Here is a 5,683-nt window from a genome sequence, read left to right on the forward strand (position 1 = left end):
CGCCTCACTGTGGGCGAGGCGGTGATGCGCATGGATCTCGCCGACCAGTCGGTCGTCATGTTCCGCAATGCCGTGACCGGGCAGTTCAATGTCGTCTATCGCCGACAGGACGGGCATATCGGCTGGATCGATCCTGCCGCTGACTGAACCTCGTTCCGCTGGAACAGAGCAAGCGCCTCGCCCTCACGGGCGGGGCGCTTTTGTTTCGGCTGACGTCAATCGAACTGGTTTGGAGAATTCCGCATGGAAAGCCGGTAGCTATGCATTCTTCGAAATGCCTCCTTGGAGCAGTGTTTTTTTACCCGACAGCCGGGCAGGGGAAGGATTTTACTATTATCGGCACTGATATTGTATTCCGAAGAAAAATCCTCCTCTTTAGGGGCCTAGCCTCCTGATTGAGGGCCTGATCGAGATGAATTCCACTCCCGCTACGCCTATCACCTCCGCCGAAGAGGCGGCCATCCGTCTTTGCGCCCAATTGCAGTCGCGCATCGCCGATCCCATGGATGCCTCGGCCGTCCTTCGCCTCGCCATGACCGAGGCTTTCGCGGGCGGCATCGCCATGGTCTCTTCCTTCGGCACGGAATCGGCCGTCCTGCTTCACATGGCGGCGGAGATCGATCCTGCCGTGCCGGTGATCTTCCTGGACACGGAAAAGCTTTTTCCGGAGACGTTGGAATACCGCGATCAGCTGGTGTCCCTGCTGGGTCTGCGCGACGTGCGCATCGTGAAGCCGGTGGTCTCTCAGGTCGCGCGGCATGATCCGGATGGCCGCCTCTGGCGCGAGCACGCTGACCGCTGCTGCAGCCTGCGCAAAACGCTGCCGCTGCAAACGGCGCTCGAAGGCTTCGATGCCTGGATCACCGGCCGCAAGCGTTTCCAGTCGGCGACGCGGCGCGGCGTCGGCCTCTTCGAGGCCGAGGCCTCGGGCCGGATCAAGGTCAATCCGCTGGCCTTCTGGTCCTCGGAGAAAATCGCGTCGGAATTCGAGGCGCGGGATCTGCCGCATCATCCGCTGGAGGCGTACGGCTTCCTCTCTGTCGGCTGCATGCCTTGCACGGCGCCGGTCGCCGCGGGCGAGGATGCTCGGGCCGGCCGCTGGCGCGGGCAGGCCAAGACGGAATGCGGCATCCATTTGCCCGCTCCCGCCTTCGCCTGATGCGAACGGTGCTCACGAAAAGGGCTCTCGCTTTTTGATCAGACCCTGAGGGGCCGGGCTCCTCGGTCAGGGTCTTGTGTCAGGCGGCTTCGCCGGCGCGCATCGCATCCGCCCGTCTCTCGTCTAAATGAAGGTCATGCGCCATGGCTGAGAGACACAGCCGCATGCCGCGGTCGGCCGCCGCCGGGTCCCGCTGCCTGATCGCTTCCAAAACGTCCCGATGGGCCGAAAAGGCGACGTCATAGGAATGCGCGGCGCCGGTCGAAAGCCGGAAGGCGGCGAGCAGGATCGACGAGACGGTCAGCCCCCATTGGGCGAGGAAAAGATTGGCGCTTGCGCGCAAGATCGCGACATGGAAATCGAGATCGGCCTGAACGCGTTCGTCCAGCGTCGTGGCGCGGGCCATGCTGTCAAGCGCCGCATCGATTTCGCCAAGTTGTTCGGCCGTAGCGCGCTGCGCGGCGAGGGCCGCCGCGCCGGGCTCGATGAGATGGCGGCATTCGAGAAGATGACGGACGAGATCTTCGTCCAGCCCCGGGCCGCACCAGCCGAGCAGTTCCGGGTCCATGAGGTTCCAGCTGGCGCGGGGCAGGATGCGCGTGCCCGTGCGGGGCCGCACTTCCAGCAGACCTTTGGCGGTCAGCACCTTGATCGCTTCCCTGAGCGCAGATCGGCTGACGCCGAGTTCAGCACTCAGGTCGTGCGTATTGGGCAGGTTGTCCCCAGGCGGAATCTCACCTGAAAGGATTCGCCGTGCAAGGGTCTCGACCACGTCCCGATGCACGCGGGGTCGGGAGGAAGCGGTTTGTTCAGCCAATGAAAAATCCGGACTTCTTCGGTGGACTACATATCATACCCCGGAACGACGTTAGGAATAGGGCAGACTGGATCTGCCGCCGCATGCCTTTCATCCGGTCACGACGAGGGTGGCTCTCGGCGGCGTGAACCGCTACTTCTCGGGGCGTTTCGTTGACCAAGAAGGATAGTTCCATGCGAGCTTCCGGCCGTGCCGCCGATGCCCTGCGCCCTGTTTCCATCACCACCGGCTTTTCCCGCCATGCGGAAGGCTCGGCGCTCATCCGCATGGGGCAGACCGAAGTCCTCTGCACCGCGAGCGTCGAGGGGCGGGTGCCGCCCTTCCTGCGTGGCCAGGGCCTGGGCTGGGTAACGGCGGAATATGGCATGCTGCCGCGCGCCACCCATAAGCGCGGCGAGCGCGAGGCGGCGCGGGGCAAGCAGTCTGGCCGCACCCAGGAGATTCAGCGCCTCATCGGCCGTTCCCTGCGCGCCGTGGTGGACCGCCGCGCCATGGGGGAGATGACGATCACCCTCGATTGCGACGTGCTCAACGCCGATGGCGGCACGCGCTGCGCCGCGATCACCGGCGCCTATGTCGCCCTTACCCTGGCATTCCGGCATCTTGTGGCACAGCGAGTGCTCGCCGCAGTGCCGCTGGTGGGACAGGTCGCCGCCGTCTCCTGCGGCATCCTGGGCGCCGAGGCACTGCTTGATCTCGACTACCAGGAGGATTCGGCGGCGGATGCGGACAGCAATTTCGTCCTCACCGCCGATGGCGGCATCGTCGAAATCCAGGCCACGGCCGAGCAGAAACCCTTCACGGAAGCGGATTGCCTTACCCTGATGGCTCTCGCCAAGGCGGGGACACGCGCCCTCTTCGTCGCCCAGAATATCGCCATCGAAGCCGCCGAAACGAGGGCGGTCTAATGGCGCGCCCGCTCGATCCCGGCTGCCGGCTGGTGCTGGCCAGCCACAATCCTGGCAAGCTGGTCGAAATCCGCAAGCTGCTGGAGCCTTGGGACATCCACGTCGTGCTGGCGAGCGAACTCGGCCTGCCCGAGCCCGAAGAGACCGAGACGACCTTTACCGGCAATGCCCGGTTGAAGGCCCAGGCGGCGGCCGAGGCCTCCCAACTGCCCGCGCTTTCGGACGACAGCGGCTTCTGTGTCGATGCGTTGCACGGCGCGCCGGGCGTCTATTCGGCACGTTGGGCGGGGCCGACCAAGAATTTCCGCGCCGCCATGGAGCGTGTGCATGCCGAAGCGGGCGAGGGTGGGCCGCGCGGCGCGCATTTCGTTTCGGTCCTCTGCCTCGCTTGGCCGGACGGGCACTACGAGCTTTTCGAAGGCAAGGTCGAAGGGGAATGGCTGTGGCCTCCGCGCGGCACGCGGGGCTTCGGCTACGACCCGATGTTCCGCCCTCATGGCGAGACCGAGACCTATGGCGAGATGGACCCGCTGCGGAAAACCGCGACCAGCCACCGGGCGCGCGCCTTCGGTGCGCTGGTGCGCGGCTCGCTTGGAGTGCCGCCAAAGGGCGAGAGCGTCGTCCTGTCCGACTGAACCGCCGGCGCAGACTGGTCAAAAAATACCTTAGCCGGTGCCGGCGATCAGCATATAGGGACCGGTCGAGGGATCGACGCCAAAGGCGATGGCGAGCCGCCCGTCCGAGAGATCGGCGGTCGAATAGCCGTCCAGCGTAAGGGACGCGCTGGTCCCGTTCACCGTTGTCGCATGCAGGGTGAGGCCGGTATAGCCGGCGGCACCCTGATTGTTCGCCCAGGCCATCGCGGTTGCGACAACCGGTGCCACGCCCCAGAGTGTCGCGAAGTCGCCCTGATGGAAATGCACGACCGTGGTCCAGATATCCTGGTTCGGCGGCGTCGCATTGACGAAAAAAGTGTCGTCGCCGCTGCCGCCGGTGAGGAAGTTCGAGCCCGCCCCGCCGTCGACCACGTTGGTGCCGTTCGTCACCGTGATGGCGTCATTGCCCGATCCCGTGGCGATGAACCAGTTCGGCGTCGTGGCGAGGATGTCGAGCCCATCGCTCGTGACATTGGCATAGGTGTTTTCCAGCCCGGCGACCGGCCCGATATAGGGCGAGCCGGTGGCGGCAACACTGCTTTGGGTCGTCGTATCGAAGACCGAGAGGGGCGCCATCGGCGCGTCGAGCTGGGCCGCCCAGCCGTCAATTTGGGAGACGGCGGAATCGGTCAGCTGCATGTTGAAACCGGTGCCGCCAATAGCGGTCGAGACCAGGCCATAAACGGTGGGCGTGCCGTTCGCCCCGAGCGCCCAGACCGGCCCGCCGCTCGATCCCGGGCCGAGCGCCTGCCCGACCAGGACGCTGAGATTCGGAATCTGGAACAGGTTCTGCGCCGGAGAGAGAAGCGCGCCATTGGCCGCGGCGGGATAGCCACTGACGTAGGCGACACCGCTGGTGAAATTGGAACCCAGCGCGAAGCTCGTCGCCCCCACCACCGGGCTGCCGAGCTTGATCAGGGCATAGTCCTGCTGCGTGGTGCTGAGCGTCTCCTCGCCACCGGCATCGGCAGTTGCGTTGTAGTCGTAGGAGAGCGCGTAGGCCTGACCGAAGGGTGCGGCGCCTTGGCTATAGCCGGCAGAAACCGTGATGTTCGTCGCGCTGCCAACTCCCTCCTGCCAGACGACATGTGCGGCGGTCAGGACCAGGTCCGGGGCGATGAGCACGCCCGAGGCTTGGTAGCGGCCGGAGCCGATCGTATCGGTGATGTAGACGATGCCGTTGAGGGGTGCGGAGCTATTGCCAGACATCGCCTATTCTTTCCCGCGGAAACGAAACGCCTCCGCAACTGATACCGAACGTCATTGAGTCTGACAACCTTCGGAGAGCGCCCGCTCAGCGGCTGCGTTTCTCCAGCGGCCGGGTTGTCACGTCCCGGCCGCTTTCATCCTTGAGCACGTCGACGACATAGAGTTCTGAGACAAGAACGAGGCCGGCTGCCGCAAGGGGCGTCGCCATGATGATGCCCATTGGCCCGAAGAGCGAGCCGAGGAAGGTCATCGAGAGGATGAGGAGTGCGGGCGGCAGCCGCACCATGCGGTCCTGCACGAGAGGCGAGACGACGTAGCCCTCGATGACATGGCAGATCGTGAAGACGACGAGGGTGAGAAAGGCCATGTGCAGGCTTTGGCCGAGGGCGATGGCGATGGCTGGAATGGCTGCGAGGATCGCGCCGAAATAGGGGACGAAGGTGAGGACGCCGGCGATGACGCCGAGGGCGAGCGCCATCGGCATGCCGATGATGACGAGGCCGATGACCGTGAAGATGCCGACGACGGCCATGTCGATGAGCTGGCCGAGGAACCACCAGCGCAGCACATGCGCGACCTTGTCCAGCACGGCGCGCCCGCGTGCGCGCCGCCCGGGTGGCAGCAGGGTCACCAGCCCGTTCACGTAAAGGCTGGGGTTGGCCGCGAAATAGAGCATGGTGACAATGAGGACGAAGAGACCGAGCAGCCCGCTGAGGGTCGAACTTGCGGCCGTCAGCATGGGTGCGGCCAGGCTTTGCGCCGCCTGTGCCCCCGTGTTGTTGATCTTTTGCAGAAGTTCCTTACCCCATGGCGTGTGGCCGTAGCGTGCGGTGAGGTCCTGCCCCTCCTTGGCGAGCGCGCTGACAAGGTCATAGCCCTGCTGGACCAGACGCGGCCCGACCCAGAAACAGAAGCCGAAGATCGCGACCGCTAC

At 65.1% G+C, this 5,683-nt stretch carries 7 protein-coding genes; 4 read left to right on the forward strand and 3 right to left on the reverse strand.

All coding sequences use genetic code 11. The features are described 5' to 3' along the window. On the forward strand, positions 1-147 hold a 147-nt coding region (locus tag VL752_RS09690; RefSeq protein ID WP_325354589.1), incomplete at its 5' end, for a sigma 54 modulation/S30EA ribosomal C-terminal domain-containing protein. 265 nt (positions 148-412) lie between these two features. After that, positions 413-1,159 carry a phosphoadenylyl-sulfate reductase gene (locus VL752_RS09695; protein ID WP_325354576.1) on the forward strand — a complete coding sequence of 249 codons (747 nt, stop codon included), beginning with the start codon at positions 413-415 and terminating at the stop codon, positions 1,157-1,159. Between the two features lie 79 nt (positions 1,160-1,238). Here the strand turns inward: VL752_RS09695 and VL752_RS09700 are convergent, their stop codons facing one another. Beyond that, positions 1,239-1,976: a FadR/GntR family transcriptional regulator gene (locus VL752_RS09700; protein ID WP_325354578.1), complete on the reverse strand. Its 738-nt coding sequence runs from the start codon at positions 1,974-1,976 to the stop codon at positions 1,239-1,241. A 173-nt stretch (positions 1,977-2,149) separates the two neighbouring features. Between VL752_RS09700 and rph the strand changes: the two genes are divergently transcribed. Together rph and rdgB are read left to right on the forward strand one after the other, a co-directional pair. Further along, positions 2,150-2,884 carry a ribonuclease PH gene (rph, locus tag VL752_RS09705; protein ID WP_325354580.1) on the forward strand — a complete coding sequence of 245 codons (735 nt, stop codon included), beginning with the start codon at positions 2,150-2,152 and terminating at the stop codon, positions 2,882-2,884. After that, positions 2,884-3,519: an RdgB/HAM1 family non-canonical purine NTP pyrophosphatase gene (gene rdgB, locus VL752_RS09710; protein WP_325354582.1), complete on the forward strand. Its 636-nt coding sequence runs from the start codon at positions 2,884-2,886 to the stop codon at positions 3,517-3,519. Before rph ends, rdgB begins: the two co-directional genes overlap by 1 nt. 30 nt (positions 3,520-3,549) lie before the next feature. On the opposite strand, the gene VL752_RS09715 is transcribed toward rdgB, so the two are convergent. Both VL752_RS09715 and VL752_RS09720 read right to left on the reverse strand, forming a co-directional pair. Continuing rightward, positions 3,550-4,749 carry a trypsin-like peptidase domain-containing protein gene (locus VL752_RS09715; RefSeq protein WP_325354584.1) on the reverse strand — a complete coding sequence of 400 codons (1,200 nt, stop codon included), beginning with the start codon at positions 4,747-4,749 and terminating at the stop codon, positions 3,550-3,552. 85 nt (positions 4,750-4,834) lie between these two features. Further along, the coding region (locus VL752_RS09720; protein WP_325354587.1) for an AI-2E family transporter at positions 4,835-5,683 on the reverse strand (849 nt) is incomplete at its 5' end.

The sequence above is a fragment of the Acidisoma sp. genome (assembly GCF_035492295.1).
Taxonomy (GTDB): domain Bacteria; phylum Pseudomonadota; class Alphaproteobacteria; order Acetobacterales; family Acetobacteraceae; genus Acidisoma.

Excerpts from the sequence above, each read along its gene's own strand:
- rdgB (WP_325354582.1), top strand. The coding sequence starts at position 2,884 with ATGGCGCGCCCGCTCGATCCCGGCTGCCGGCTGGTGCTGGCCAGCCAC.
- VL752_RS09715 (WP_325354584.1), bottom strand. The coding sequence starts at position 4,749 with ATGTCTGGCAATAGCTCCGCACCCCTCAACGGCATCGTCTACATCACC.
- VL752_RS09695 (WP_325354576.1), top strand. The coding sequence starts at position 413 with ATGAATTCCACTCCCGCTACGCCTATCACCTCCGCCGAAGAGGCGGCC.
- rph (WP_325354580.1), top strand. The coding sequence starts at position 2,150 with ATGCGAGCTTCCGGCCGTGCCGCCGATGCCCTGCGCCCTGTTTCCATC.